A 24,958-nucleotide genomic window follows, 5' to 3' on the forward strand; every position below is an offset into this window, starting at 1 on the left:
CGCCGTCTCGTTGGCGCCGCACCCCGTCGGTGGAGGCGGGTTATAGGGCCCCTATCCCGACCTGTAAACACCTTTTTTCGAGATTTATCGAGATTTTCGGCGTTTGTTTTTTTCACCCCCGAAACGGTCCGCACAAACCCTTGGCTTTCGGGGGTTTCACGTAGAAATCGGATATGTGCATAGCTCGACCCACATCGGTGCATAACGCCGAAAACCACAGGGAAAACCGACTCTGCGCCAATAATTACAATATGGAGTCCAATGACTTCGCAGCAAAAACGAAAAAGGAAACGTTCAAATCGCAACAAGATTTTCGCTTTTTCGCACAATCCAAGTCGCGTAAGAGAATCGCATTGATGTTCTTGCACCACCAGAACAGCCGATGGCCTGATCCATCATCTGTTTTGGCGGTTGCAGCCCCACATATATAAAAGGCCCATATCCGTGATCGATATCCCGCACATTGTCGCCCATCGCGGCGCTTCGATTGAAGCCCCGGAAAATACCATTGCCGCATTCCGGGTTGCCGGCGCACGCGGCGCCAAATGGATTGAGTGTGATGTCACGCTAAGTGCGGATGACAAATGCGTGCTTATCCATGACGACACGCTTGAACGGACCACCGACGGTACCGGCCCCATCCATCACAGCGATTTCGACGCCTTACGCAACCTTGATGCCGGGGGATGGTTTTCAGACATATATAAGGGCGAACGAATCCCCAGCCTGAAAGACACGCTGGAAACCCTGTATTTCATGGATATGGGGGCCAACCTTGAAATCAAGCCATCAGGCTGTGATCCGGTCCGCCTGTGCGAGGAAGTCATCAAGGAACTCCGCACGTCAAAAACCGTACCGCCAATTCTGATTTCAAGTTTTGATGACACCGCGGTTGCCCATATGCGCAAACATATGCCAGACCTGCCGTGCGGCTGGTTGCTGGAAACCCTGCCAAAAAACTGGAAGGCCGAGTATGCGCGTCTTGGCGCATCGGCCATTCATATTGACCACAAGGCACTGACACCGGTGAGTGCTGCCGAGATTGTCGATGCTGGTGTCCCGCTGGTTTGCTATACCATCAATGATGTCGAACGCGCCAAGGAGCTTTTTTCCTGGGGAGTAACATCGGTGATTACCGATGATCCGGCCAAATTGCTGATGGCGATTCCCCGCCGACCGTTCGCTGCTCACAGATAGACCCTGGATCAAACCAAACCAGGGCAAAACGGTATCACGGCTCTGATCGCCACCACGACCCAGAGCCTGATCGCCAGATAAAAACAGGAAACAGTCCAATGTCCATTGCCCCACAAGATGGTGCTCCGGCTCCGCCGCCACTTGATCCGGCACTTGATCCGACACTTTCGCCAACCCCGCTTTATCCCAATAACCGGGTAAAGCGTCATCTGAGCGAATTATTCAGACTGGCCCTGCCGGTGACAATTGCCCGTCTTGGCATGCTGATCATGGCGGTTGTCGATACCATCGTGGTTGGCAACTATGACAGTGCGGCACTGGCCTACCTTAATATTGCACATGCGCCCTTTACATCCTTGATGGTGACCGGCATCGGACTTCTGACCGGGGTCATGGTCATGACGTCGCATGCCAAGGGTCGCGACAACCTGATTGCGGCCGGGGCTGTGTGGCGCAATGCCATGCCTTATGCTGTCCTGATCGGCATTGCCTTTACCGTTCTGACCATGCAATCGGACTGGCTGTTTAAGATCACCGGTCAGCCGGTCGAAATCACCGACCATGCCGGCGATCTGGCCATGATTCTGGCAATCGGAATGCCCGCCGCACTGATTTACATTACCTGTGCCTTTTTCCTTGAAGGATTGCAGCGTCCGCTGCCGGGCATGGTGTTGATGATCGCAGCCAACCTGGTCAACCTCGTTCTTGATTACGGGCTGGTTTACGGGGCGTTTGGTTTGCCGGAACTGGGTGCCGAAGGTGCGGCATGGACATCAAGCGTCATCCGCTGGTTCATGGCGCTTGGTCTGCTGGGTTATATCCTGCTGATGAAAAGCCATCACCTTTATGGCATTCGCAACGGCTTTGCCGGGTGGTGGCGCGGATCGCGCGATGCCCGCCATCTGGGCTATGCTGCGGGTGCCAGTCAGGGGATGGAAACCGGCGCCTTTGCCGCCATGCAGCTTTTCGCTGGCCGTCTTGGCGTGATTGCCGCGGCAAGTTACGGCATCAGCATGACGCTTTTGGCCCTGATGTTTATGGTAGCACTTGGTCTGGCCTCGGCAACATCGGTTCGGGTCGGCATTGCCTATGGCAGGCGGGACCGGCCGGACATGGCGCTTGCCGGGTGGATTGGTCTTTTGACCACGATGTGCGTGATGCTGGCCCTTAGCATTCCGCTTTATCTGTTCCCCGATGCGGTTGCGCATCTGTTTACCCAGGATGTTGCGGTGCTTGCCACCACGGTTTCAGTGCTGGTTTTGATGCCGATCATTTTTCCGACCGATGGCGGGCAGAATGCCGCGATCAGTGCGCTTCGCGGGGCTGGCGATAAATGGGCACCAACGATTTTGCATCTGGTGTCCTATATCTTTGTCATGATCCCGGTTGGCTATTACCTGTCATTCGTTCTTGAGATGGGGGTGCGCGGCCTGTTTTGGGGCATTGCGATTGCAAGCCTTGTCGCGGTCAGTGGCCTGGCGATCCGGTTCCTGATCGTGTCATCGCGCGACATTCCGGAACATCCCGAACAGATCTAGTCATCGACAGCCAACAAACAAAAAGCGCCGCCGGTTTCGCCCAGCGGCGCTTTTTTTAACCCATGCCATGCACGTGATCAGGAACGCGCGGCATCAAATTGGCGCTTCGGCATCAAAAGATCACAGAACGGCAGGACCAACGTGTCGAACGCCGATGCGGCGCGCGCGGCATCAATCCGGATGATGTGCTGTTCGATATCGCGCTGGGTGGCAAACGCGCCAAGCGGTGCCAGTTCCGGCAAGGCATCAACCATGATCGCGTAGAATGCGACCTGATCCTCCCGCGCTGTTCCCGCCGCCAGATTGCCCAGATGGTTATAAAGCGCCATGGCCAGGAACCAGCGGCAATAGGGCATCAGACCTTGCAATATCTCGGATCGTTGTTGCGGCTGGACATATTGTTGCAGGTCATGATCAAGCCAGACGGCATTTTGCACGCCGGCCACAAAGGCATTGCGAAGGGCGGGATATTCATCACTAAAGAACACGGTCGTCAGCCAGGATGACACATCATCAAGGGCTGCACGGCGCGATGCCGGTGTGCTGTCATTCCCGAAATCAAGGGCCGGCATCGGCGGTTTGCCCGACATGGCAAGACTTGCCACCGCCGGATCAATCAACGCATTGGCAAGCCATGCCTGATGCCAGATTTTCATCGGACGGAAATAGGGTTCCTTTTGCGAACCACCGGCTTCGATCCAGCTTTCGATCAGATGCGCGCGCCCCAATGCGACACCAAGGCGCAGGGCGTCTTCAAACCCCATGCCGTTTTGCAAGAAAGCATCACCGAGCATATCTTCAAGCAAGGGCAGCATGCTTGTGACATTGTCAGACCGAAGTCCTGCACCAAGTGGCTGATAGAATGATGCCGCATCACTGTGCCCAAGAATGGCGCGGGCATGCTTGGCAAAATCACCCCAGAAAACAAGCTTTACCGGCTCGGCGCGTTTGCGCCAAAGCGGACGGGTCATGTGCCAGCTTTCGCATTCAAAACTGGCCATCGGCAGGGCATCAACAAGGCGCGCCAATGGTTTGGCCACCGCCCGTTCCAGATCGTCCTCGGATCCGACATGCCCGATGGACAGACGCCAGCCCGGTTCTTCATGCGGATGACGATCGAGCCACAACATGGCAAACCCGGTTGCATTCGACCGGCCCGCTGCCGGGGCAACCAGATCAAAAAACAGCGACAGCGGTGCTGGCATTTCCGGCACGCTATGATCGGTCAGTGCGTCCCCAACGGTCCATGTTTTGACCAAAACATCATCGGCATCCGGTCGATTGTCAAAACGCGGCGGCAGAAAACCGGAATATTCGTTTGCAGGACGGATTGGGTCAGTCATGACAGCCTCATGGATGCGAAGGGGCACGATGATTTAAACGAAATCATTCATGGCGCTGCTGATACCCAAGGAAACCGGGCAGGTCAATCACCGGGCAAACAGCTAGTCCCCTTAAATAGCCGCAGCCGCCCAGACGGGTTGGGTATCACGCCCGGGTCAAACCGGCATGGCCTATGCTGGCCTCGCGGTAGACCGAGGGCGGCATCGCCATCAAACGTCTGAAATCGCGTGAGAAATGCGCATTGTCTGTAAAGCCGCACCAGAACCCGATTTCACCAACCGAAAGGGTGGTGCCATATAAAAGTCGGCAGGCTTCGCGCACGCGCACCAGACGCAAAAGGTCGGAAAACCGGCTGTTGGCCTGTTGCAAGCGGCGCTGCAAGGTGCGCCCGGATGTATCAAGTGCTGCAGCAACTTCATCAATCGTCCAGCTGCGCCCGATGTCATGTTCCAACACCGTACAAAGTTGTTGCACGATCGGGCGTTGCGCCCCGATTGAGGGCGCGGTGCCGGGCATATTGGCCATGAATGGATAGGAGGACGAAACCTGTTCGAAACTGCCCCAGTTAATCCGAAAACGAAGGCCGCGACCGGAAAATGCCAGTTTGTCGCTAATGCGGCCCTTGCGCGTTACACGCACTGCCGGACCGTGGCTGGGCAAAATGGTCGCGTCAATATTCTCGGCCCCGGCCGCCTCAAGCAGGCCGATCAAAAATCCCAGCAAAAGTAGGTTTTCCACCCGTGCCGGTGGCTGACCGCGCACGACCCCGCGATGGATGGTCATGGATTTTCCGGTGACAGAAAAGTCGCTGCGCGCACGTGCGTGTGAATAGCCTTCAAGCCGGCGCCAGCGATCTGCAATCACCGACGGTGTTGCCGAGTGGCGCAACATGGTCAGGACCGGTTCCTGTTCCTTGGCGGCCAGATACCGCCCAAGACGCACCAGCACCGCCGGACCATTGATCTCTTCAAGTGCGAGCATGATGCTACGCAGCTTGGCAGAAGTTACAACCGTCCCGCCCGGGACAAGGTCATAGCCCCGCGGCAACCATGCCAGTTGCCGGATCAGGGCAACATGCAAACCAAAAGAAACAAATTCCTGCATCAAAACGCGCCAAATTAAAGGTAATTGGCGCGATCATACAAACTAATGACTGACCTGTCAGTGTCACATTCAAAATGTCACGAAGCTGTTACATTGATCACGATTTTTAAAATACCTGCTGAGATGAAGGTCACTTGGCGCAACGACAAGCCATTGCCGACCGGGTGCGGACATGGCACTTTTAAACATCTCCTGCCCCTTCCCAGACAATACGGATTGATAGTGTGATCAAGGTTCTTTTCGTCTGCACCGGCAATATATGTCGTTCGCCCACGGCCGATGGCGTTTTCCGCAAGATGGTTCGCGACGCCGGACTGGATGACCATATCAGCGTCGATAGCTGCGGGCTGTCGGCCTATCATGTTGGTGAACTGCCGGACCCGCGGTCGCGTGAAATGGCCAAAAGTCGCGGCATTGATCTAAGCGATATTCGATCCCGCAAGATCAGGCCTACCGACTACCATGAATTTGACTATGTTCTGGCCATGGATGACGGACATTTGCGCGATATGCGCCGCCAGGCACCCAATACCCATCAGCACCGTATTGAGCTGTTTCTCGATTATCATCCAACGATGGCCGGACAAAGTGTCCCCGATCCCTATTACGGCGGTGCCAACGGGTTTGTCGATGTGTTTGACATGATTGAGGAAGCCTCAAACAACCTGCTGTCGCACATCCGCGAAAAACACGAAATCTAGGAGTCCAGCCCCCGGATAGGATTATGGACAAACGCGCGCTTGCAGATTTGATCAAACGCCATACCGGGGCGTCGGTGCGATCCGTCGCACCACTTTCGGGTGGGTGCGTTGCCAATGTAATGCGCGCCGATCTGGATAATGGGCGGCAACTGGTGATCAAGCACAGCCCGACAAATGATGTGCAAAATGATGCGGGTCTTTTGATCGAGGCGGAAATGCTGCGTTATTTCAAAACGCACTCTCCGATCCCCTGTCCCGAGGTCATCCATGCCGACGCAAATTGTCTGGTGATGACATTTATCGCCAACGACAACCGGATGACTGGACGTGTGCAGCGCGATCTTGCCGAACAGTTGGCAAGCCAGCATCAGGTAACGTCCGAAACGTTCGGACTTGGCTTTGACACTTTAATTGGCGGCCTGGCGCAACCAAATACACCCGAGGAAAGCTGGATCACGTTCTTCGCCGAACACCGTTTGCGTCATATGGCGCAACACGCACATCGCGAGGGCAAGCTACCGGGTAGTATGGCCGCACGCGTTGATCGATTGATCGACAGGCTTGGTGATCTTTTGCCAGACCAGAGCACAGCGGCACTGCTGCATGGTGACTTGTGGGGTGGCAATATCCTGTGTCAGTCTGACAAGCTTGCGGGCTTGATTGATCCGGCGATCTATTACGGCGATCGGGAAATCGAACTGGCCTTTGGGACGTTGTTTGGGGATCTGACACCGGAATTTTTCGCGCGGTATGATGAAATACTGCCGATAGAGCCGGGGTTCTTTGAAGAACGCCGTGATTTGTATAATCTTTATCCGTTACTGGTCCATGTTCGCCTGTTTGGCGGCCATTATGTCGGTTCGGTTGACCATATCCTTGCCCGATTTGGGCACTAAAGCACGTGAACAAACACAAAATACTATCAGTTAGGCACGCCTAGAATGGGGAAGAGAGAGTTGAAAGTACTAGCAGGAGCCGCCATCGCCTTGACCATGACGGTCAGCATCGCCGCCATCGCTCATGAAGGCGCGACCGGTGTTGTCAAGGAACGCATGGAAGGCATGAAGGCCATTGGCCAACAGGTCAAAATCATGGTCCCGATGATGAAGGGTGCATTGCCCTATGACCCGGATCAGGTCGCGAAAGCCGCGACGATTATCGAAGGTCACTCAGGCGAGACCTTTACCGCCCTTTTCCCGGAAGGCAGTAATGGCAAACCGTCTGAAGCACTGTCAGACATCTGGGAAGACTGGTCAAAATTCACCAATCTGGCAAACGAACTGCACGCCAAGGCCAGCGATCTAAAATCGGTCGCAGTTAGCGGCGGATCAGAAGACGACTTCAAGGCATCACTTGGTGAAATGATGCAGACCTGCAAATCCTGCCATAGCGATTTCAAGGAATAGATCGCGCGAATTTGCGGTCCCGACGCAAAAAAGGTCGCAGCATTTTGGTGCTGCGACCTTTCTTTTTGGATCATCTGACTGCGTCTTAGCGACCGATCATGGCAAAGAATTCGCGGCGTGTGATCGGGTCATCGCGAAATGCGCCAAGCATCCGGCTGGTCACCATTGATACGCCGGTCTTGTGCACGCCACGGGTGCTCATGCATTGGTGATTGGCATCAATCACCACCGCCACGCCAAGCGGATCAAGCTCTTCCTGAATGGTGTTGGCAACCTGTGCGGTCATCTTTTCCTGAATCTGCAGGCGCTTGGCATAAACCTCGACCACGCGGGCCAGTTTGGAAATACCAACAACACGGCGGCGCGGCAGATAGGCGACATGTGCGACACCAATGATCGGCACCATGTGATGTTCGCAATAGGATTCGACGCGAATGTCGCGCAGAACGACCATTTCGTCATAGCCGTCGGTTTCTTCGAATGTCCGACGCAGAATCTCGGCCGGGTCTTGCTGATAGCCAGCAAAGAATTCACCATAAGACCGTGCCACACGGTCAGGGGTTCCGCGCAAACCTTCGCGGTCGGGATCATCCCCGGCCCAACGCAGAAGTGTCCGAACCGCTTCTTCTGCTTCTTCGCGTGTCGGACGCTTCACCGGGTTATGTTCGCTGCACATACCAAATCCTTTGTCATTTTATTACAGGATTGAACCTGCCTTGGTGGGGCTCTCGGCCCGCGCTACCTGATACTGTTTTTTGACGCGATCAGTTCACAGTGTGTTGCCCATGCGGACTGTCCAGCGAAAAGGCTGGAATCGCAATATCAAAATGATTGCCGTCCATATCCGTCATTTCGAAAGTGCCCACCATGAAGCCGCTTGGCGTGGTCAGTGGCGCGCCACTTGTGTAGTTGAAACTTTCGCCACATGCCAAAACAGGCTGTTCGCCGACAACCCCCGGGCCTTTGACTTCCTGGGTTTCGCCGCGCGAATCCGTAATCCGCCAATGACGGTTAAGCAACTGAACAGTTTTCGAGCCGAGATTCTCGATCTCGATGCGATAAGCCCAAATGTAACGATGGGTGTCCGGGTCTGATTCGTCCTCAAGGAACATCGGCTTTACCGATACCTTGATGTCGTGGGTTACGGTCGAATACATGCATATCTCCGGGCCAAGTGTGTTCCAGTCAATTTGCATCAGCCAAGAATGCGATGGATGGACCCTTTATGTAGACAATCCTTCCCGAAAGTACCAGTCAGCAGTCAAAACAAACTGGCATTATCCCCCGGATCGGAAACGAAAAGGCCCGCACAATGTACGGGCCGGATCGATGTCAGGATTACTGTTGGTCCATGCTTTTAAACGGCAAGGGCCGCCAACAGGTCTTCCTTGAGGTCATCAATATCTTCCAGACCGACAGATAGACGCAGCATGCCCTCGGTAATGCCCATTGCGACCTTGTCCTCGGCCGGTACACGCTGATGCGTGGTGGTCCAGGGATGGGTTGCAAGGCTTTTTGCATCGCCAAGGTTGTTGGAAATATCAATCAGCTTGAGATTATCAAGCAACGAGAAGGCTGCTTTCTTACCACCGGCAAGCTCAATTGCGATCAATCCACCACCACGGCCAGACATTTGCTTCATTGCCAGTTCATGCTGCGGGTGACTTTTCAGCCCCGGATATAGAACGCGTGACACTTGCGGCTGTTCCGTAAGAAACTCAGCCAATGCAGTTGCATTGCGAATATGCTGATCGACACGCAGGCTAAGTGTCTCAAGCCCCTTAAGAAGAACCCAGGCATTGAACGGGCTCATGCTTGGCCCGGTATGACGCAGGAAGGTGGTCAGATGTTCGTCATGCCATTCCTTGTCATTAAACAGGATCGCCCCGCCAAGGCAGCGCCCCTGACCATCGATATGCTTGGTCGCGGAATAGACGACAATATCCGCCCCCAGTTCCATCGGCTTTTGCAGGATCGGTGTGGCAAAGACGTTATCGACAATCACCTTGGCACCGGCCTTGTGCGCCAGTTCGGAAATGAAGGCGATATCAAGAACCTCAAGGGTCGGGTTCGACGGTGTTTCAAGGAAAACCGCATCGGCCGGTTTCGAAAGTGCCTTCTCCCAAGCGTCCTTGTCCGTGCCGTCCACCAGTTCGGTCTCAACACCAAACCGCGGCAAAAGCGTGGTCAGGATAAATTCACACGACCCGAACAGCGCACGTGACCCAACCACACGGCCACCAGCCTTGGTGCTGGCCGCCAACGCATTCCAGACAGCCGACATGCCCGATGCCGTCGCGCGGCAATATTGCGCGCCCTCGATCAGGGCAAGGCGTTCTTCGAACATGCCAACGGTCGGGTTGGCGAAACGCGAATACACAAAACGTTCCGGACCGCTGCCATCAAAGGAGGCCTCGGCCTCGGCGGCAGTTTCATACACATAGCCGGAATTCATAAAGATGGCTTCGGAGGTCTCGCAGAATCCGCTGCGCGCTGTACCGCCACGCACGGATCGGGTCGCTGCGCGCCAGTTATCGGAAGCCTTTTTGTCGGTCGTCATCGTCTTGCTCCTACATGCCCGGAATGTATGCATACCGTAATCCGGACACAAAAAAACCCTGACCGGCATGAATGGGTCAGGGCCGAAGCCATAGCACCCCTCTTTAGCGATTTTTTACGTGGCCGCAAGCCGGTCGACAAATCCCACGATGCGCAGACGATACGTCCAGTTTTCCCCTACGTCAAGCGCCTCTCCCTCAGGTTTATTGCGCATGTTCCTGCGCCATCCGGCCAGGCTTTGTACAATTTGCCCTCACGCAATGGTGAAGGCAGTTCATAAGCAAGTTTTGAAATTTCTCTCTAATGTTGGGTCAAATAATGCGATCCTGTCTTCAGGGATATGCATTTCGACCCGAACGAACGACTTGCAAGAGCCTGAAATCAATGACCAAAACCAGCTCAATGGCGTCACACTTGTCCGACCAGAAACCAGATACCCACAGCGAAATCAAAGGCACGTCAAAGCCCCTATGGCGCAAGCTTTTGCCGGTGATTGTTCTGGTTGTCGGACTTGTCATTGCATGGGCCAGCGGCGTTGTGGATTTGCTGTCATTTGAGTCCCTGCGTGAAAACCGCGACCTGTTGCAGGGCTTTGTTGCCGATAACCCGGTTTCCAGTGTTCTGGTCTTTATGGGGCTTTATGTCGTTTCGGTCGCACTTTCCCTGCCAATCGGGTCGATCCTTACCATCACAGGGGGCTTTCTGTTCGGGGCGTTTCTTGCCACCAGTTATGTTGTGGTCTCTGCAACCATCGGCGCGACGATCGTTTACCTTGCGGCCCGCTATGCATTTTACGATCTGATGCGCGCCAAGGCTGGAAACGCCGTCCGCAGGATGGAGGAAGGCTTTGCTGAAAACGCCTTTAGCTACTTGATGGTTTTGCGCCTGATCCCGATCTTCCCGTTCTGGCTGGTCAATCTTGTGCCGGCCCTTCTTGGCGTCAAACTACGATCCTTTGTCTTTGGCACCATGATCGGCATCATTCCGGGCACTTTTGTTTATGCCTCGATCGGGGATGGTCTTGGCGCACTGTTTGATCAGGGCAAGACACCTGATCTTGGCATCATCTTTGAACCCCGTATTCTGACCCCGATCATCGGGCTCGCCGTGCTGGCGCTTTTGCCGGTGGCCTACAAGAAATTGCGTAAACGTAAAATCGGGGCGAACGCCGATGAATAAGATCATCACGACCGACATTTGTGTCATCGGGGCTGGATCGGGGGGCCTTTCCGTTGCTGCTGGTGCGGTTCAGATGGGCGCAAAGGTTGTCCTGATTGAAAAGGGCAAGATGGGCGGTGATTGCCTTAATACCGGCTGTGTTCCGTCCAAGGCGCTGCTGGCGGCTGGCCATGCCGCGGAAAATGCACGCAGGGCTTCACGGTTTGGCGTATCGACCGGGCCAGTGGAGATCGACTTTGGCCGGGCAATCGACCATGTTCATTCCGTGATCGCGGGCATCGCGCCCCATGATTCGGTCGAACGGTTCGAAGAACTCGGCTGCACCGTCATTCAGGCCGAAGCCCGTTTTACCGGTCCGGGTGAAGTCGTTGCCGGTGACACCACAATCAAGGCCAAACGCTTTGTCATCGCCACCGGATCGCGTGCGGCCGTACCGCCGATCCCGGGGCTTGAGACCGTTTGCTATTTCACCAATGAAACCATTTTTGAAAATCGGGTCCGCCCCGAACATCTGATCATCGTTGGCGGCGGCCCCATCGGGCTGGAAATGGCGCAGGCCCATCATCAGCTGGGCGCAAAAGTTACCGTGATTGAAATGGGCACCATCCTGCCCAAGGATGATCCGGATCTGGTGGCTGTTGTCCGCGACCGCATCAAGGCCGATGGCATCAGCCTTTATGAAGGTGCCAAGACCAAGGAAATCCTTGATGTGAATGACCAGATCCGGGTCGTGATCGAACATCAGGGTATCGAGATTACCTTGGAAGGCAGCCACCTGTTGCTGGCAACCGGACGCAAACCCAATGTCGAGAATCTCGGCCTGAAGGATGCCGGTATTGAATTTACCGACCGCGGTATCTCCGTCGATGCGCGATTGCGGACATCAAACAAAAAGGTCTTTGCCATTGGCGATATCACCGGCGGCCTGCAATTTACCCATATGGCAGGATATGACGCAGGCATCGTCATTCGCAATGCGCTGTTCCGTCTTCCGGCCAAGGTCGATCACAGTGCCGTACCGTGGGTGACCTACACCAACCCGGAACTGGCTCAGGTCGGCCTGACCGAAAAGGCCGCCCGCGAACAATATGGCGATGACATCCGCGTTGTGACCTGGGATTACGCCGAAAATGACCGCGCCCGGGCAGAGGCCGAGACCGAGGGCTTCATCAAGGTCATCACCAAACCAAATGGCCGGATTCTGGGGGCTGCCATCGTCGGACGGCAGGCGGGTGAACTGATCGGTGTCTGGTCACTTGCCATCAGCAAGAAGATGAAGATTGGCGCGATTGCGGGCATGATCGCGCCTTACCCGACCTTGGGCGAACTTTCCAAACGCGTCGCCGGGGCCTGGTATACCCCCAGCCTGTTTGGCGAAAAAACCCGCAAGCTTGTGCGTTTCCTGCTCAGGTTCGCATAAGCGGCTTGCTTGCCATCGCGTGAGAAAACAAGCATCTGTATTGCTGTACTTTTTTCGTTTTATCGGCCTAACATCATTTAATGAATAACCGGCATCTGAAATTGCCCCCATGGGCCAAATCGCTTTCCGCGCGCCTTCTGGTGCTGACGGTAAGCTTTGTGATGCTTGCCGAGGTGTTTGTCTTTGCCCCCTCTGTCGCGCGCTTTCGGATTGACTGGTTAAAGGCGCACCTTGATTCAGGCTACCTTGCGGCCCTTGCCCTTGAGGCCACCCCCGATCAAATGATCCCCGATGATCTTGAACGCGAACTTCTGTCCAATGCCGGGATCGAAGCTGTCATCCTGCGCCGTGAAGATCGCAAATTACTGCTGCAACGCGATGATATGCCCGCCAAGGTCGACAAGGACATCAATCTGAGCGATTTCTCGATCCCGATGGCCTTGATGGAGGGGCTGGCAACACTCAGCCAGACCGAAAACCGGGTGTTACGCGTGGTCGGCATGCCCTCCATGGCGCCGGATTTCGAGATCGAGGTGCTTGTGCATGAAGACCGCCTGACCGAGGCGATGCGCAATTTCGGTTGGCGGGTATTTGGCCTGTCGCTGATGATTTCGTTCTTTACAGCCGGGCTTGTTTATTTCGCACTTAACCGCTTGCTGGTGCGCCCGATGCGAACCCTGACCAGCGATATGATCCGTTTTCGCGAAGACCCGCAGGACAAGGCATCGCTGATTAATCCCGGCGAACGTGATGATGAAATCGGTGTTGCCCGCCAGGAACTCGCCATGATGCAGCAAGACATCCAGGCGATGCTTAATCAGCGCCGCCGACTTGCCGCCCTGGGCACGGCTGCCACCAAGATCAGCCATGATCTGCGCAATGCGCTGGCAACCTCGATGCTGATGACAGAACAGCTTGCCAAAAGCGAAGATGACGAAGTCCGTGCCGTCGTCCCACGTTTGTTGTCATCGATGGAACGCGCGGTTTATATCAGCGAACAAACCCTGTCCTTTGCCCGCGAAACCCCGCCACCGCGCGATCTGGCAACCTTCACGCTGATCGAACTGATTGAGGAAATCCGCGATCAGATCTTGCTGCAAAAATGCGAACCGTTGCTTGATGGCGGCATGGGCGACGCACCTGTCGCCAGTGAACCCTGCCCGGCGCGCATTGAGATCGACCTGCCTGATGATGTCATGCTTGAAGCCGACTATGACATGCTGTTTCGCGCCTTCAGCAACCTGATGCGCAACCCGCTGGAGGCCGGGGCGACTACCGTCACCATCAGTCACAAAATTCAAACCGAACCTGAAAAGGGTGACGAATCGGCTAGACCCCGCCGCTCCATTGAGGTTTTCATTGCCGACAACGGGCCGGGATTGCCCGAAAAGGCGATCAAGAACCTGTTCGTCCCGTTTGCCGGCAGTGGGCGGCAAGGCGGTACCGGACTTGGCCTTGCCATCGCACGCGAACTGATCAGCACCCATAACGGTGAACTTCGCCTCACTGCAACAGGGCCGGATGGTGCTGTTTTCACAGTTAAATTGCCACTTGGTAACTGATTTCGCGGCATTCCCATGCTGCGGCGCATCCCATCAATAGATTTTTTCTATCTATTTTAATTTTATATTCGATTTTATCTTTTGATCAGCATTTGCGACCTTGGGTTATGGCGATACCGGGCTTGATCCCGATCCCCGATCCGCTCCTGACCCAAAGTTCGGTATCGCCAAACTCGCTTGAGTGTGCACCGTATTCTTTTTGAAGCCTTCCTACCCCTGTTGCACCCTCCCTTGACGTTGGCACATCAAGTGAGACCGCATGTCGAAGACCCCATAATCCTTGCCGGATTATCATCAGGGGATCTGCAATGGTCCCAGCCCTCAAAACCCCTTGTCCAGATACGGACAAGGGGTGTTTTTTTGACGTCACATCAGCTTGGGCGGATCAATGACGCACGCATGTCGTCAATCTGTTGGCGCAAAAAGCAGCCTTGCGCGTGATCATTGATCAAACCCATCGCCTGCATGAACGCAAACACCGTGGTCGGCCCGACGAACTTCCAGCCGCGTTTTTTGAGATCCTTGGAAAGCGCCACGGACGTTGGCGACGTTGACATCGATTGTGGCGGGTCTACCTCATCCTGTTTCGGTTCAAACCTCCAGAAATAGGCGGCAAGTGATCCTTCCTCGGCCAACATCTCGCAGGCCCGCTTGGCATTGTTGATCGATGCTTCGATCTTGCCGCGATGGCGGATGATCCCGGCATCACCAAGCAAACGTTTGACATCCGCATCATCAAACTGCGCGACCTTGTGAAAATCGAAACCGGCAAAGGCTTTGCGGAAATTCTCGCGCTTGGTCAGGATCGTGCGCCAGCTTAATCCCGACTGGAACCCCTCAAGACAGATTTTCTCAAACAACCGGATGTCATCGGTCACCGGAAAACCCCATTCCGTGTCGTGATAGGCGTTAAATTCCGGTGCTGCATCACACCAGGCGCACCGGCATTTTCCATCCGTTCCGATTGTTGTTTTGCTCATTGCTCAGGCCATCAGGAAATCAAGACGTTGATCGGCACGCGCGGGCGAGATTTCCAAAATCTCGGCGCTAACGATCCCTTCGACAACGAACGGATCTTCATTCACGCGGGTTTCAATCTCGTCGCGTGACACACCATGGGCCAGAACCGCACCGCCCATATTGGGTTGCAGGCTGCCGACCATCAGAAACACACCATCATCAAAGCCCTGCTGGATCCACGCTTTGTGCGCGTCCATGAATTCCGGGGCCTTTGGGCGGTTTTCGGCAAATTTCAAAAAGATGGCAAACATCGTCTACTCCCTGTCTGGATTATTTTTGTTGGCAAGATCGGCAATCTGGTCATCCAACCAGGCGCACATCAGATCGACCTCGTGATGCAGGAACCGGTCATCATCAAACACATTGGCAAGGGTCGCCACACCCTGACTTCGACCCAGGATATGCATGGCCAATTCATCGGATTTGTCGCCAAAACCCAACCGTTCGAACTGCCGACACAACCAACTGCGAAACAGGGTAAACAGTGCGGCGGCATCGCTTTTGGCCGCGTGATTCAGTTTCGCCAGTTCTGACGACAACGTACCCACCGGGCAGCCGTATTTTCGGATTTTCTCGCCATTGACGATCAGAATATGAATGAAACTTCGAATACGCTCCGCCGGGTCTGATCCGGAAACTTCCCAGCGATCAAGCATCTGCTCGGTATTGGCAAGGCGGCGATTGATCACGCCATCAAGGATGTCATCCTTGGTCTTGAAGTGGTGATAAAAGTTGCCGCGCGATATGCCGACGGTCGCTGCGATATCGGCAAACGATGTTGCCTCGAACCCGTGCTGGTAAAATAGCAGGTCCGCTGCCTCGACAATCCGTTCTCGTGTTTCTGCTGCCATTTTCCAATATGCCGCTCGATTAACTACGATTAGGACAAATGTCCCAACCCCGAAATTAGGTCAATTGTCCTATTCTGTCAATAAGACAAAAAACACCCGCAAGCATTGCCTGCGGGTGCCGGAAAATTCGGTGATAAATATCCTGGGTTTCGATCAGTCGCGCCAGAAGGCGGGGAACAGCAGAACCAGAACCGTAAAGACCTCAAGGCGGCCAATCAGCATGCCAATCGACATCAGCCACTTTGCGCCATCCGGCAGGGTTGCAAAGTTGCCCGACGGGCCAACAATCGGGCCCAATCCCGGTCCGACATTGGCAATCGCCGTACCGGCACTCGATACCGCGGTGATGAAATCAAGTCCCATTGCGCCAAGTGCTGCGGCCAGAACCACAAAGCAGAAAACAAACAGGAAGAAGAAGCTGAGCACCGATTCCGTAACATCTTCCGAAAGCGGTTTGCGGTTGTAATAGGCAATAAAAACGCCATGCGGACGCAGCATGTGCGAAAGCTGGATCTTGGCGATTTCATACAGAACCTGAAGGCGGAAGATCTTAACCCCGCAGGTTGTCGATCCTGCACAGCCGCCAATAAACATGACAAAGAAGAACACTGTCACTGCGAACGGGCCCCAAAGCCCGTAATCGGTGGTGGCATAGCCCGTACCGGTCATCACCGACACAATGTTGAAGGACGTAAAGCGCAGCGCATACAGGAAATCGACATTGTTGGTTTCCGAATGCCAAAGCGCGAGGCCGACAACAATCGAAACCGCAATTGTGATAAACCAGCGCACCTGACTGTCGCGGAACAAGGCCCGACCCTGCCCACGCAACATCTGAAGATACAAAATAAACGGCAATGCCCCCGTCGCCATGCCCAGGGTGATGATCACATCAATCGTCGCACTGTCATAATGCCCGATCGACGCATCCTTGGTCGAAAAGCCGCCGGTGGCAATCGTCGTCATCGCATGCGCAATCGCATCAAACGGCGTCATGCCCGCCGACCACAACATAATCGCCCAAAGCCCCGTAAAGCTCAGATACAGCATCGCGATACCCATCGCGATCTGGGTTGCGCGCGGGAACGCCTTGTCCGATTTGTCGGAGTTTTCCATGCGGAACAACTGCATCCCGCCAACGCGCAGCATCGGCATAACGGCAATCGCCATCACGATAATCCCGATCCCGCCAAGCCACTGCAAAAGTGCCCGCCACAGCAAGATCCCCTGCGGCGCGGTATCAAGGCCGACAATCACGGTCGATCCGGTGGTGGAAATGCCTGACATCGCTTCGAAAAACGCGTCGGTATAGGACATATCAAGATCGGAAAAGGCAAATGGCAGCGCCGATGCCGCCGTCAGAACCAGCCAGCTAAGCGTGGTCAGGATAAAGGCCTGGCGTGAATTGATCTTAAGATTGTCCATGCGGTTCATCATGATCAATGCCCCGCCGATAAACAGCGACACAAAGGACGCCGCCGAGAACACGATCCAGTCACGCTGCCCGTAATAAAGGTCGACCAACGCCGGGATGAACATGCCAATCGACAACGTACAGAGCAAAATGCCGACGATGAAAAGAATGGGACGGAAATCGATCAATGAAGCGCCTCTTGGCACATACACCGCGAAATCCCCCCGGACAAACGGCATATGGTGCGTCTGATGTTCTGTTTTCGGAAGCCACTGCATACCCGAAAATTCGGTCTGCATGTACCCCCTTCATCACAAGCAGCGAAATTCTTGGCATATGGGGCCACAATGTCCAGTCCTTTTAAGCTGTTGCAAGCTGCCTTGCGGTCGGAATTTCGCGATCATCAGCACGACTTGTTCGCGCCCGCACCCTGATTAATGAACCACCGTCACCTTTGATACGACTTTCAATATCTCCACACTGCGCGACGATATCCGCATAACTATCTCTAAATTTGCCAATGATTTCTGAGCATTCTCATAATGATCATAATCATTCCAATATAATCGCCGGTTTCTTTTGCCTTTTTCCTCATCGCCCAAAAACGGCAAACAGGCCTGTATTTGATATTGTGTCGTGCAACATGGCGCGCTTTCCCCTAAATTAGCCGGACTAAAAACGATGAGTTCAATCATCGGTGCCTGCCTTGTGACTATCCTTGGGGAGCTTCCCGTGTGGGGAAAGAAATTATACTTCGCGATCATTCTGTGCGTTCTACTGGCGGTCGGGTTTCTGACCACGAGTTTTGTAAGCTTCTATGTCGCCCGGGATTCTCTTGAAGAACAGATCTCCGAAAGCACGCTTCCGCTAACCAGCGACAATATCTATTCCGAGATCCAGCGCGATCTGTTGCAGCCGATCTTCATTTCCTCGTTGATGGCCCATGATACGTTCGTTCGCGATTGGGCCCTTTCCGGCGAAAACGATCAGGAACGGATCACCAGGTATCTTGGCGAAATTCAATCGCGCTTTGACACGATCACGTCCTATTTCATCTCTGAAGAGACCCGGAACTATTATCACCCAACCGGCGTGATCAAACAGGTCAGCGAAGATGACCCGGCCGATGGCTGGTATTTCCGTGCGCGCGACGGGAAGCAGCCATACGAGATCAATATCGACCACGACACGGTTGATCGGTCGCGCCTGTCGATCTTTGTCAATTATCAGGTGCGCGATTATGACGGCAATGTCATCGGCATTACCGGTGTTGGCCTGGCCGTCAGTTCGGTCACCAATCTGATCGAAACCTATCAGGCGCGCTATGGTCGGACGATCTATTTCATCGACACCGAAGGCCATGTCACCCTGCGTGGTAGCGGCTTTGGCGATGCCCACAGCCTGCAAGAACGGCCGGGCATGCGCACCCAGGCCACCAAAATTCTGACCTCGCCGGGCGCTTCGATCAGTTATGAACATGGCGGACACACCTATTTCGTCAACAGCCGCCTGGTGCCTGAATTTGGCTGGCTTCTGATTGTTGAACAAAGTGACTATTCATCTGACGCGCGTCTTCAGAACACGCTGTTCATCAATATCGCGATTTCGTTGCTGATCACGATCGTGGTCGGGCTGATCGCCTTCCTGACCGTGCGCAATTATCAAAAACGCCTCGAAGAACTGGCATCGCGCGACAAACTGACCGGCGCCTTCAACCGTCAGATCTTTGACATGATCTTTGATCAGGCGGCTCAGACCTCAAAACGCCAAAAGGCGCCCCTGTCGGTGATGTGTTTTGATGTTGATGGCTTCAAGGAAATCAATGATGGCTATGGCCATCCGGGCGGAGACGCCGCGCTTCGCGAAGTTCTGACAATGGTCCGCCAGAATGTGCAGGACTCCGACGTGATCTGCCGCTGGGGTGGGGATGAATTTGTTGTTCTGTTCCCCGGAAAAGATCGCAAGGAAGCCATGACAAAGGCCCGCGAACTTGCCGACTCTGTCCGCAATGCCCCGGTCCGTTTCGGGCGTGATCATATTCCGGTCACCATCAGTGCCGGCATCACCGAATACCGCGATGGCGAGGATCTTGATACCTTGATGGCCCGTGTTGATAACGCGCTTTATACCGCCAAGGCATCCGGCCGCGATCACATCTCCCTGTCCTGATCCATTGGGCGGCGACCAGATACAAAACACCCCCGGCAGAATGGTCTGCCGGGGGTGTTTTTTGTTTAATTCGCTTCGGTCCGCAATCAGTCGGCGATAGATGCCTCGGCGATCTGAACCGCGTTAAGCGCAGCACCCTTAAGCAACTGGTCACCGGCAACAAACAGTTCCAGACCATGATCACCAAAGATCAGGTTGGTACGAATGCGGCCAACTTCGACGTCATACTGTTCGGTCGCGGTCAGCGGCATCGGGTATTTGTTGTTTGCCGGATCATCGACAAGTTTGACACCCTTGGCCTTTGCCAGCACTTCACGGGCCGCCTCCGGGGTAACAACCTTTTCGGTTTCAACCACGATGGCCTCGGAATGGGTACGTTCGGTCGGAATACGAACCGCAGTGCACGATACCGGAAGGTCCGGCGCGCCAAAGATCTTGCGCGTTTCCCAGGTCACTTTCATTTCTTCACGGGTATAGCCGTTGTCCTGGAAAGTATCGATATGCGGGATCACGTTAAACGCCAGCGGCGATGAAAACACTTCGGCAGGGACCGGCTTGCCAGCAAGACCGGCCGCCAGACCTTCGCGCAGTTCGTTCATGCCCGGCTGACCGGCACCCGATGCGGCCTGATAGGTCGACACGATCACTTTCTTCAGACCAAAGGCCTGATGCAGCGGCCAAAGGGCAACTGCGGCAATCGCCGTGGTGCAGTTCGGGTTCGCGATCAGTTTTGCCGTTTTGGCAAGGTGACCATTGATTTCCGGCACGATCAGCGGAACATCGTCATTCAGACGGAACGCCGAGGAGTTATCAATCACCAGCGCGCCTTCGGCAATCTTGGGCGCATATTCCTTGGCGAAATCACCGGAAACGGCAAGGAAGACAATGTCGCACTGCTTGGCTTCTTCAACAGAAAACAGCGCGACGGTCTTAGTGCCGAATTTAGTCTCCACGGTCTTGCCCGCTGAACGCTCTGATGCGAACAGGGTGAGTTCACCCACAGGGAACTTGCGATCAAACATTACATTGATCAGCTCGACGCCAACCGCACCGGTTGCGCCAATGACACCGACATGGAGATTTTCGGCACTCATAATAGTTGTCTAACCTCGCAATAAATTTGTTGTCATATTCGACTGCCGCGATCATTCGCGGGCCGCGCATTATAAGGATTAATCAAGGTAACGCAAATGTACCTTGCTGCATTGCATTCATGCGCGGTTCTGATTGGGTAAAAACGCACCGGACAAAAGATTGTTCCATGGCGATTTTAAACGGGCGGACATAAAAAATCCGCCCTTCAACAGTACCACCGCCAAGCAGACGTCAAAGGGCGGATTTAGCCGCCATAAAGACGACATATCCAGACTATGAAAGAGAATCGGCTGATCGTTTTATTGTCCGATCAGGCGAATGCACTGATCACATCAGGCAATGTTTGGCGAAATCGGTCGCCTCGTTTGCCGTCCAGTCGCCCTTCGGCTTTTCCTTAAGGTCATTGCACCATTCCTCGCTGCCCACCTCGGGCGAGCATGCGGAAACAGCACCAGCCAGGAAAAGGACCGCAAGGGCCCCGGCGATTTTGGTCGTGATCGTTTTCTGCAGTTTCATGTCCGTGTCCACTGTTTGTGTGTTTGTTATTAACGCTACAAACTTATACACGGCGCGAAAATGACGCAAAGTAAACCTGCGGTCTGTGGCAACCATCACAGACCGACACCAACAATCGACAAAATGAAAATCAGGGATCAGTCGCGCCAGAAGGACGGCATCAACAGCACAAGAAGCGTCTCGAACTCAAGCCGGCCCAGAACCATCGCAACATCCAAAATCCACTTCGCAGAGTCTGGCAAGGACTGGAAATTGCCCGCCGGTCCAATGATATTGCCAAGCCCCGGCCCGACATTGGCAAGGGCTGTTGCCGCCGCACTCATCGAGGTAATCAGATCAAGTCCCGTCAAACCAAGGGCAATCGTCACCGCGATATAGCTGACGGTCAGAAGAAATACATAGACCGTTACGGCGTTATAGATGTCGGATGTGATTTCGTGGCGGTCAATGCGGCTGACCACCACGGCTGACGGGCTGCGCAAGCGCATGAAATGGGCACGAAGTCCGGTAAACACGACATACAGGCGAAACATCTTGAACCCGCCCGACGTTGATCCCGAACAGCCGCCAATAAAGGTCGCAAAGAAAAACAGCATGACCGAGGCCGGGCCCCACAGCAAGTAATCCCCCGATGCATAGCCCGTGGTCGTAATCACCGACACAAGGTTGAACGCCGCCATGGTCAGCGACCGGAAGAAGCCGTCATCTGAAATCTGCAACAGCCGCAGCGTCAGCAAAAATGTAAAACCTGCAATGATCAGGCAGAACAATTTGATTTGCTGATTGCCGATCACGGCCTTGATCGCGCGTTTGCGCAGAAAGACCGCATAGGCAGTAAACGGCAACCCACCAAAGAACATGAACAGGATGGCAATCCAGTGCAGCGACAGGCTGGTGTCAAACTTGGCAAACGAAAGGTCCGACGTGGCATAGCCCCCGGTCGACAGCGTCGTCATGCCGTAATTGATCGCATCAAACCATCCCATGCCAAAGATGCGATACAGCACAATGCACACCAGGGTCAGAACCGAATAGATCATCACGATCTGCAGGCACATGTCGCGCATGCGACCACTAAGTTTTTCGGATCGATCCGAACTTTCCATCTGGAAAAGCTGCATACCGCCAACCCGCATCATCGGCAAAAGGGCAAGGGCAGTCACGATGATCCCGATCCCGCCCAGCCATTGCATGATGGATCGCCAGATCAACAATCCCGGCGGCAGTTCATCCAATCCCGACAGGATGGTTGATCCGGTCGTCGTCAGGCCCGATACGGTTTCAAACACCGCATCACAGAAACTGATTTCAAGCGATGAATACCAAAGCGGCAAGGACCCGGTCAGGCTAATCGCAATCCATGACACCACCGTCAGGACATAGCCCTGACGTGCTGTCACACGCGGGCCGATATCAGATCGGCAGGCAAGACACGCCATACCGCCAAGCCCGATGGTCGTGATCGAGGCTTGCGCGAAAATTTTCCAGTCCGGGTTGCCATATGCAAGATCAACAGCAGCAGGCACCATCATCGATATACCGATGATAATGACCATGACCCCGACAACGAAAAAGATGGGTTGCAGACGGAACAAGCAAGCTTCCCTGACAGCAAAAGACAAACCCGCTTGTAGCGCTAATTGACAATTGATGCATCCGGTTATTGTGCATGACACCATTGATGGCAATTCCCGCTGCCCGCCACCCACCCGAGATGGGCGTCATCATTTTGCCGTTCTTTTTGCTTGTTCTTTTGCCATGACCGTTGTGTCATTCTTGCCAAATACTCACCCCGCAGATCTTTGAGGCCAGTGTGAAACGCGTTACCCGCCTGATCATCCTTCTTGCCATTCCGGCCTTGATTGCCATTGGCCTTCACTGGCACAGCGCACCGGTCCATGCGGCTGACACCGCGGGCCAAGACAACACGCCCCAACTCGCTGACCCGGCCGGGCTGGAAGCCAGAGGCCGCGATGTTCAAGTCATTGACGGCGATACCATCATGATTGCCGGTCAGGTGCTTGATATCGCGGGCATGGATGCCCCGGAACTCGGTCAACAATGCCTGCATAACGGCAGTTTCTGGGACTGCGGCATGTCTTCGGCCATGCAATTGCGCAAATATTTCGCCATGGCGCCGTTTGATGTCCATTGCTGGCCCGGTGATCAGGAACGCGCAGGCAAGGCCGGTGATTTCCCCATCGTCGAATGCGGCATCGGCGAACGTGACGTGGCGGCGGCAATGATCAGCGACGGCGAAGCACTACCGATTGCGGGCTATTCCCATCGCTATGACCGGCTGTCGCGCGATGCCGACAATGCCGGCATCGGCATCCATGGTGGCGATATGATTGCCCCGTCTGACTGGCGGGCGGGCAAACGGCTTGACGGTGAAACCGGACGCTGCCTGTTTATTGCTGACGGCAAGGGCAATTACCTCAGCACCCTTGATCCGCGCTTTGCCGATTTTGCCTCAGATACCAAAATCTGCAGCGACGAAGAGGCGCGTGACATGAACCTGAATTATCTGCCGCCATCACCGTAACCGGCCCCTTTTTGGTGGCAGGTGCATCTTTTGGCGTCTTCGCGCGTCTTCCTGTTTATCGCTTCGATCAAACAGGAGAATAAGATGCGCCTGCAAATTGCCTTGAATGTGAAAAACCTTGACCGTGCCATCGCGTTTTACAGCGAAATGTTCGCAAGCCCGGTGCACAAACAACGGCCGGGATATGCCAATTTCGAAATTCAAAACCCGCCGCTTAAGCTGGTTTTGTTCGAATACCCGGCAGCAACCGAAAACCTGAACCATATCGGTGTCGAATGTCTCAGCGAACAGGCGTTTGAAACCGCCTCAGCCCGTCTGCATCAAAGTGATCTTGTCACCAGCGACGTTGCTGAAACCGGATGTTGTCACGCAAAGCAGACCAAGTTCTGGGCAACAGGACCAGACGAACTTGACTGGGAGTGGTATCGTATTCTTGACGATGCGCCACATGACCAGTCTGGCGATCAACAATCGTCCGGGGCTGGTTGTTGTGGCCAACAACCGGGCAAGGAAATGCAACCCGATCAGGTGTGCTGCGCGTAAAGAACCATGAAGTTTGCATCGACACCTCATACAAACTCAGACTGGCAGGCCTTGCAAAAAGGCCTGCGCAGTTTCGTTTATCACCGCCTGCCCCAGGACGCGGTCGGCGATGTCGTTGCCGACATCCTTGAAACGATCATCCGCAAAAAATCGGATCTTCGGTTGGCATCCAATCCATCTGCTTGGATTTATGCCGTCGCACGCAGCAAAGTGGCAGACTTCTATCGACGACAGGGGCGCGAACATACCGCACTTCAGACCCTTAATACCGACCCGACCCTGTTGAACCATGACGAGCCGCACGACAAACCCGGTTTGCATGACTGCGTGATGGGCTTCATTGGTCGATTGAGCGAAACCGACCAAGCCATTCTTGAAGAAATCGATATCAACGGCACACGACAAACCGACTTCGCCATCCGCAATGCCATCGCCCTCCCTACAGTGAAGTCACGCGTCCAACGCGCCCGAAACCGTCTGCGTGATCGGTTGGTTGCCTGCTGTCCGGGTGGCGACAAGGGCCATAATGAAGATGCCGGTGGCGATGCCACGGCATGCAATGGCGCATGCCAAAATACGGGCGCCTGTCCGCCGGACCGGATGTGATGATGTCTGTGGGAAAAGGCTTGGAGCGGGTGAAGGGAATCGAACCCTCGTATGCAGCTTGGGAAGCTGCCGTTCTACCATTGAACTACACCCGCGAAGCGCGCGATTTATAGCCCGCTTTTCCGATCAACGCAAGCCGGTCCCATCCAGATCCATCCAATTAATTGCCTTACCAAATGCCGGAAAACT

The 24,958-nt window shown here is 54.6% G+C and carries 25 protein-coding genes, 1 tRNA gene and 1 riboswitch; of the genes, 12 read left to right on the forward strand and 14 right to left on the reverse strand.

The window, feature by feature from the left end:
- Positions 1-444: 444 nt before the first annotated feature.
- The gene (locus WBY09_RS00005) at positions 445-1,197 is read left to right on the forward strand and encodes a glycerophosphodiester phosphodiesterase family protein (RefSeq protein ID WP_336231717.1); all 753 of its coding nucleotides are present in this window, start codon (positions 445-447) and stop codon (positions 1,195-1,197) included.
- 98 nt (positions 1,198-1,295) lie between these two features.
- Complete coding sequence (locus WBY09_RS00010) at positions 1,296-2,735, forward strand: MATE family efflux transporter (protein ID WP_336231718.1); 1,440 nt, start codon at positions 1,296-1,298, stop codon at positions 2,733-2,735.
- A gap of 77 nt (positions 2,736-2,812) precedes the next feature.
- Here WBY09_RS00010 and WBY09_RS00015 read toward each other — a convergent pair whose 3' ends face one another.
- Positions 2,813-4,078, reverse strand: a complete 1,266-nt coding sequence (locus WBY09_RS00015) for a hypothetical protein (RefSeq protein WP_336231719.1) — start codon at positions 4,076-4,078, stop codon at positions 2,813-2,815.
- Between the two features lie 145 nt (positions 4,079-4,223).
- Positions 4,224-5,183, reverse strand: coding sequence for a helix-turn-helix transcriptional regulator (locus tag WBY09_RS00020; RefSeq protein WP_336231720.1), 960 nt, complete (start codon positions 5,181-5,183; stop codon positions 4,224-4,226).
- A 224-nt stretch (positions 5,184-5,407) separates the two neighbouring features.
- On the opposite strand from WBY09_RS00020, the gene WBY09_RS00025 reads away from it, so the two are divergent.
- Genes WBY09_RS00025 through WBY09_RS00035 form a run of 3 tightly spaced genes read left to right on the forward strand, consistent with a single transcriptional unit; the run spans position 5,408 to position 7,290 of the window.
- Entirely contained in the window at positions 5,408-5,884 is a 477-nt protein-coding gene (locus tag WBY09_RS00025) for a low molecular weight protein-tyrosine-phosphatase (protein WP_336231721.1), read from the forward strand.
- A gap of 23 nt (positions 5,885-5,907) precedes the next feature.
- Positions 5,908-6,780, forward strand: coding sequence for a fructosamine kinase family protein (locus WBY09_RS00030; RefSeq protein WP_336231722.1), 873 nt, complete (start codon positions 5,908-5,910; stop codon positions 6,778-6,780).
- A gap of 60 nt (positions 6,781-6,840) precedes the next feature.
- A complete protein-coding gene (locus tag WBY09_RS00035) occupies positions 6,841-7,290 on the forward strand; it encodes a c-type cytochrome (RefSeq protein WP_158586094.1) in 450 nt (149 codons plus the stop codon).
- Positions 7,291-7,375: 85 nt separating this feature from the next.
- On the opposite strand, the gene folE is transcribed toward WBY09_RS00035, so the two are convergent.
- From folE to metZ, 3 genes are all read right to left on the reverse strand, one after another.
- Positions 7,376-7,966: a GTP cyclohydrolase I FolE gene (gene folE / locus WBY09_RS00040; protein WP_008889129.1), complete on the reverse strand. Its 591-nt coding sequence runs from the start codon at positions 7,964-7,966 to the stop codon at positions 7,376-7,378.
- Positions 7,967-8,054: 88 nt separating this feature from the next.
- A complete protein-coding gene (gene apaG, locus WBY09_RS00045; protein WP_008889128.1) occupies positions 8,055-8,447 on the reverse strand; it encodes a Co2+/Mg2+ efflux protein ApaG in 393 nt (130 codons plus the stop codon).
- 200 nt (positions 8,448-8,647) lie between these two features.
- Positions 8,648-9,850, reverse strand: coding sequence for an O-succinylhomoserine sulfhydrylase (gene metZ / locus WBY09_RS00050; protein WP_336231723.1), 1,203 nt, complete (start codon positions 9,848-9,850; stop codon positions 8,648-8,650).
- Between the two features lie 82 nt (positions 9,851-9,932).
- Positions 9,933-10,007, reverse strand: a riboswitch (SAM riboswitch).
- Positions 10,008-10,233: 226 nt separating this feature from the next.
- On the opposite strand from metZ, the gene WBY09_RS00055 reads away from it, so the two are divergent.
- From WBY09_RS00055 to WBY09_RS00065, 3 genes are all read left to right on the forward strand, one after another.
- On the forward strand, positions 10,234-11,028 hold the full coding sequence (locus WBY09_RS00055) for a TVP38/TMEM64 family protein (protein WP_008889126.1): 795 nt from the start codon (positions 10,234-10,236) through the stop codon (positions 11,026-11,028).
- Positions 11,021-12,448, forward strand: coding sequence for a dihydrolipoyl dehydrogenase family protein (locus tag WBY09_RS00060; RefSeq protein WP_336231724.1), 1,428 nt, complete (start codon positions 11,021-11,023; stop codon positions 12,446-12,448). The genes WBY09_RS00055 and WBY09_RS00060 overlap by 8 nt, the downstream gene beginning before the upstream one ends.
- 80 nt (positions 12,449-12,528) lie before the next feature.
- The gene (locus WBY09_RS00065) at positions 12,529-14,010 is read left to right on the forward strand and encodes a sensor histidine kinase (RefSeq protein ID WP_336231725.1); all 1,482 of its coding nucleotides are present in this window, start codon (positions 12,529-12,531) and stop codon (positions 14,008-14,010) included.
- A gap of 371 nt (positions 14,011-14,381) precedes the next feature.
- Here the strand turns inward: WBY09_RS00065 and WBY09_RS00070 are convergent, their stop codons facing one another.
- The 5 genes from WBY09_RS00070 to WBY09_RS00090 form a co-directional block, all read right to left on the reverse strand.
- Positions 14,382-14,990, reverse strand: a complete 609-nt coding sequence (locus WBY09_RS00070; RefSeq protein ID WP_336231726.1) for a DNA-3-methyladenine glycosylase I — start codon at positions 14,988-14,990, stop codon at positions 14,382-14,384.
- Between the two features lie 3 nt (positions 14,991-14,993).
- Positions 14,994-15,281 (reverse strand): YciI family protein, encoded by a 288-nt coding sequence (locus WBY09_RS00075; protein ID WP_336231727.1) that lies wholly within the window; start codon positions 15,279-15,281, stop codon positions 14,994-14,996.
- A 3-nt stretch (positions 15,282-15,284) separates the two neighbouring features.
- Positions 15,285-15,881: a TetR/AcrR family transcriptional regulator gene (locus WBY09_RS00080; protein WP_336231728.1), complete on the reverse strand. Its 597-nt coding sequence runs from the start codon at positions 15,879-15,881 to the stop codon at positions 15,285-15,287.
- 153 nt (positions 15,882-16,034) lie between these two features.
- Positions 16,035-17,594 (reverse strand): TrkH family potassium uptake protein, encoded by a 1,560-nt coding sequence (locus tag WBY09_RS00085; RefSeq protein WP_336231729.1) that lies wholly within the window; start codon positions 17,592-17,594, stop codon positions 16,035-16,037.
- Between the two features lie 135 nt (positions 17,595-17,729).
- Complete coding sequence (locus WBY09_RS00090; RefSeq protein ID WP_336231730.1) at positions 17,730-17,990, reverse strand: hypothetical protein; 261 nt, start codon at positions 17,988-17,990, stop codon at positions 17,730-17,732.
- Between WBY09_RS00090 and WBY09_RS00095 the strand changes: the two genes are divergently transcribed.
- Positions 17,977-19,464 (forward strand): sensor domain-containing diguanylate cyclase, encoded by a 1,488-nt coding sequence (locus WBY09_RS00095; protein WP_336231731.1) that lies wholly within the window; start codon positions 17,977-17,979, stop codon positions 19,462-19,464. The genes WBY09_RS00090 and WBY09_RS00095 overlap by 14 nt on opposite strands.
- Positions 19,465-19,550: 86 nt before the next feature.
- Here the strand turns inward: WBY09_RS00095 and WBY09_RS00100 are convergent, their stop codons facing one another.
- From WBY09_RS00100 to WBY09_RS00110, 3 genes are all read right to left on the reverse strand, one after another.
- Positions 19,551-20,558: an aspartate-semialdehyde dehydrogenase gene (locus WBY09_RS00100; RefSeq protein WP_008889118.1), complete on the reverse strand. Its 1,008-nt coding sequence runs from the start codon at positions 20,556-20,558 to the stop codon at positions 19,551-19,553.
- Positions 20,559-20,886: 328 nt separating this feature from the next.
- Complete coding sequence (locus tag WBY09_RS00105; protein WP_008889117.1) at positions 20,887-21,075, reverse strand: DUF3012 domain-containing protein; 189 nt, start codon at positions 21,073-21,075, stop codon at positions 20,887-20,889.
- A 137-nt stretch (positions 21,076-21,212) separates the two neighbouring features.
- Positions 21,213-22,670 (reverse strand): TrkH family potassium uptake protein, encoded by a 1,458-nt coding sequence (locus WBY09_RS00110; RefSeq protein ID WP_336231732.1) that lies wholly within the window; start codon positions 22,668-22,670, stop codon positions 21,213-21,215.
- Between the two features lie 218 nt (positions 22,671-22,888).
- Between WBY09_RS00110 and WBY09_RS00115 the strand changes: the two genes are divergently transcribed.
- From WBY09_RS00115 to WBY09_RS00125, 3 genes are all read left to right on the forward strand, one after another.
- Positions 22,889-23,620 carry a thermonuclease family protein gene (locus WBY09_RS00115; RefSeq protein WP_336231733.1) on the forward strand — a complete coding sequence of 244 codons (732 nt, stop codon included), beginning with the start codon at positions 22,889-22,891 and terminating at the stop codon, positions 23,618-23,620.
- 84 nt (positions 23,621-23,704) lie between these two features.
- Positions 23,705-24,163, forward strand: a complete 459-nt coding sequence (locus tag WBY09_RS00120; protein ID WP_336231734.1) for an ArsI/CadI family heavy metal resistance metalloenzyme — start codon at positions 23,705-23,707, stop codon at positions 24,161-24,163.
- A gap of 6 nt (positions 24,164-24,169) precedes the next feature.
- Complete coding sequence (locus tag WBY09_RS00125; protein WP_336231735.1) at positions 24,170-24,769, forward strand: sigma factor; 600 nt, start codon at positions 24,170-24,172, stop codon at positions 24,767-24,769.
- A 21-nt stretch (positions 24,770-24,790) separates the two neighbouring features.
- On the opposite strand, the gene WBY09_RS00130 is transcribed toward WBY09_RS00125, so the two are convergent.
- Positions 24,791-24,864, reverse strand: a tRNA-Gly gene (locus tag WBY09_RS00130).
- Between the last annotated feature and the right edge of the window lie 94 nt (positions 24,865-24,958).

It is taken from the genome of Thalassospira sp. CH_XMU1458, from assembly GCF_037027205.1.
GTDB classification, from domain to species: Bacteria; Pseudomonadota; Alphaproteobacteria; order Rhodospirillales; family Thalassospiraceae; genus Thalassospira; species Thalassospira tepidiphila.

What these genes read in the sequence shown, in the direction of transcription:
- WBY09_RS00010 (WP_336231718.1), top strand. Translation starts at nt 1,296, where the DNA reads ATGTCCATTGCCCCACAAGATGGTGCTCCGGCTCCGCCGCCACTTGAT.
- WBY09_RS00015 (WP_336231719.1), bottom strand. Translation starts at nt 4,078, where the DNA reads ATGACTGACCCAATCCGTCCTGCAAACGAATATTCCGGTTTTCTGCCG.
- WBY09_RS00020 (WP_336231720.1), bottom strand. Translation starts at nt 5,183, where the DNA reads ATGCAGGAATTTGTTTCTTTTGGTTTGCATGTTGCCCTGATCCGGCAA.
- WBY09_RS00030 (WP_336231722.1), top strand. Translation starts at nt 5,908, where the DNA reads ATGGACAAACGCGCGCTTGCAGATTTGATCAAACGCCATACCGGGGCG.
- folE (WP_008889129.1), bottom strand. Translation starts at nt 7,966, where the DNA reads ATGTGCAGCGAACATAACCCGGTGAAGCGTCCGACACGCGAAGAAGCA.
- apaG (WP_008889128.1), bottom strand. Translation starts at nt 8,447, where the DNA reads ATGTATTCGACCGTAACCCACGACATCAAGGTATCGGTAAAGCCGATG.
- metZ (WP_336231723.1), bottom strand. Translation starts at nt 9,850, where the DNA reads ATGACGACCGACAAAAAGGCTTCCGATAACTGGCGCGCAGCGACCCGA.
- WBY09_RS00055 (WP_008889126.1), top strand. Translation starts at nt 10,234, where the DNA reads ATGACCAAAACCAGCTCAATGGCGTCACACTTGTCCGACCAGAAACCA.
- WBY09_RS00060 (WP_336231724.1), top strand. Translation starts at nt 11,021, where the DNA reads ATGAATAAGATCATCACGACCGACATTTGTGTCATCGGGGCTGGATCG.
- WBY09_RS00065 (WP_336231725.1), top strand. Translation starts at nt 12,529, where the DNA reads ATGAATAACCGGCATCTGAAATTGCCCCCATGGGCCAAATCGCTTTCC.
- WBY09_RS00070 (WP_336231726.1), bottom strand. Translation starts at nt 14,990, where the DNA reads ATGAGCAAAACAACAATCGGAACGGATGGAAAATGCCGGTGCGCCTGG.
- WBY09_RS00075 (WP_336231727.1), bottom strand. Translation starts at nt 15,281, where the DNA reads ATGTTTGCCATCTTTTTGAAATTTGCCGAAAACCGCCCAAAGGCCCCG.
- WBY09_RS00080 (WP_336231728.1), bottom strand. Translation starts at nt 15,881, where the DNA reads ATGGCAGCAGAAACACGAGAACGGATTGTCGAGGCAGCGGACCTGCTA.
- WBY09_RS00085 (WP_336231729.1), bottom strand. Translation starts at nt 17,594, where the DNA reads ATGCAGACCGAATTTTCGGGTATGCAGTGGCTTCCGAAAACAGAACAT.
- WBY09_RS00095 (WP_336231731.1), top strand. Translation starts at nt 17,977, where the DNA reads ATGAGTTCAATCATCGGTGCCTGCCTTGTGACTATCCTTGGGGAGCTT.
- WBY09_RS00090 (WP_336231730.1), bottom strand. Translation starts at nt 17,990, where the DNA reads ATGATTGAACTCATCGTTTTTAGTCCGGCTAATTTAGGGGAAAGCGCG.
- WBY09_RS00100 (WP_008889118.1), bottom strand. Translation starts at nt 20,558, where the DNA reads ATGAGTGCCGAAAATCTCCATGTCGGTGTCATTGGCGCAACCGGTGCG.
- WBY09_RS00105 (WP_008889117.1), bottom strand. Translation starts at nt 21,075, where the DNA reads ATGAAACTGCAGAAAACGATCACGACCAAAATCGCCGGGGCCCTTGCG.
- WBY09_RS00120 (WP_336231734.1), top strand. Translation starts at nt 23,705, where the DNA reads ATGCGCCTGCAAATTGCCTTGAATGTGAAAAACCTTGACCGTGCCATC.
- WBY09_RS00125 (WP_336231735.1), top strand. Translation starts at nt 24,170, where the DNA reads ATGAAGTTTGCATCGACACCTCATACAAACTCAGACTGGCAGGCCTTG.